Annotated in this window: 1 protein-coding gene; it reads right to left on the bottom strand. The window is 67.1% G+C overall.

Annotated features, from left to right (window positions below; translation table 11 throughout):
* Nucleotides 1-30: 30 nt before the first annotated feature.
* Nucleotides 31-1,235, bottom strand: a protein-coding gene (locus IG90_RS0138650; RefSeq protein ID WP_106973047.1) for an IS3 family transposase whose coding sequence is annotated in 2 segments (ribosomal slippage) — nucleotides 31-944 and nucleotides 944-1,235 — 1,206 coding nt in all. Because the reading frame shifts where the segments join, the coding sequence is not laid out codon by codon here.
* Between the last annotated feature and the right edge of the window lie 67 nt (nucleotides 1,236-1,302).

Genomic DNA, 1,302 nt, shown 5'->3' with positions numbered 1-1,302 from the left:
TGGGCCTTGACCCCGAATCCTGAACACGGGTTATGCGGCTGGTGCCAGCGTAGTTGGTGTGAGGTGGAAGCCCTTCTCGAAGGCGATCGGTGATCGTTGTCCGAGGCGGGAGTGTCGGCGGCGGGTGTTGTAGCGGTGGAGCCATCGGAACGCGTCGAGTCGGGCCTCGCGCTCGGTCGGCCAGCTCTTTCGTCCTTGCAGGGTTTCGCGTTTGAAGGTCGCGTTGAAGGACTCGGCGAGTGCGTTGTCCGCGCTGGACCCGACCGCGCTCATGCTTCGTCTGACACCTGCTGACCTGCATGCTTCGGCGAATGCCCTGCTCGTGTACTGGGCTCCGTGGTCGGTGTGCATGACCGATCCGGCGAGGCTGCCGCGAGTGCGGACCGCCGCGGCCAGGGCATCCGTGACGAGATCTGCGCGCATGTGATCGGCGAGCGCCCAGCCGGCCAGACGGCGCGAGGCGAGGTCGATGACGGTCGCCAGGTAGCAGAACTTCCCGCCCTCGATGGGCAGGTAGGTGATGTCGCCGACGTACTTCGTGTTCGGCTCGCCCGCTGTGAAGTCGCGGCCGATCAGGTCCGGCGCCTTGGCCCCGGCCGGATCGGGGACGGTGGTGCGATGCCGGCGACGCAACCGGACCCCTTCGATCCCGGACGCCCGCATGATCCTCGCGACCCGCTTGTGATTGACCGCCTCACCGCCCGTTTCGCGGAGCTCTGCGGTGATTCTCGGAGCCCCATAGGTGCCGTCCGATTCCTGGTGCACCGCCCTTATCCGGGCGGCCAGTTGTGCGTCGGCTGCCTGTCGGGCGGCCCGGTCCGCGGCTGTCCGGCGCCAGTAGTAGAAGCTCGAGCGGGCGACGCCGAGGATGCTGCAGAGCCGCTTCACGCCGTATCGGCGCTGGAGGTCGGCGACACACTGGAAGCGGTTCACCAGCGAGTCTCCCCGGCGAAATACTTGGCGGCCTTCCGCAGGATCTCGCGTTCCTCCTCAAGCTCGCGGACCTTCTTCCGCAGAGCCGCGTTCTCCGCCTCCAACGGAGTCGGCGGCTGGACCGGTTCCTGCGTCCGGCGTCCCCGTGGACGGCTTGCTCCGGCCGCCCTCACCCAGTTCCGCAACGTCTCCGGATTGATCCCCAGATCGGCGGCGACCGACCTGATCGTCACATCGGGCCGCGACTCGTAGAGCGCGACCGCGTCCGCCTTGAACTCAGGCGGGTAGTTCTTCATGACCACGAGATGTCCGTCCTCAGATCCTCAGGATCCAGTGTCTCGTGTGTCCAACATCAGGGGTCAAGGCCCC

The sequence above is a fragment of the Streptomyces anulatus genome, assembly GCF_000721175.1.
Lineage (GTDB): Bacteria > Actinomycetota > Actinomycetes > Streptomycetales > Streptomycetaceae > Streptomyces > Streptomyces anulatus_C.
The sequence above is the reverse complement of the archived record's forward strand: the minus strand, read 5'-3'. Positions and strand labels throughout refer to the sequence as shown.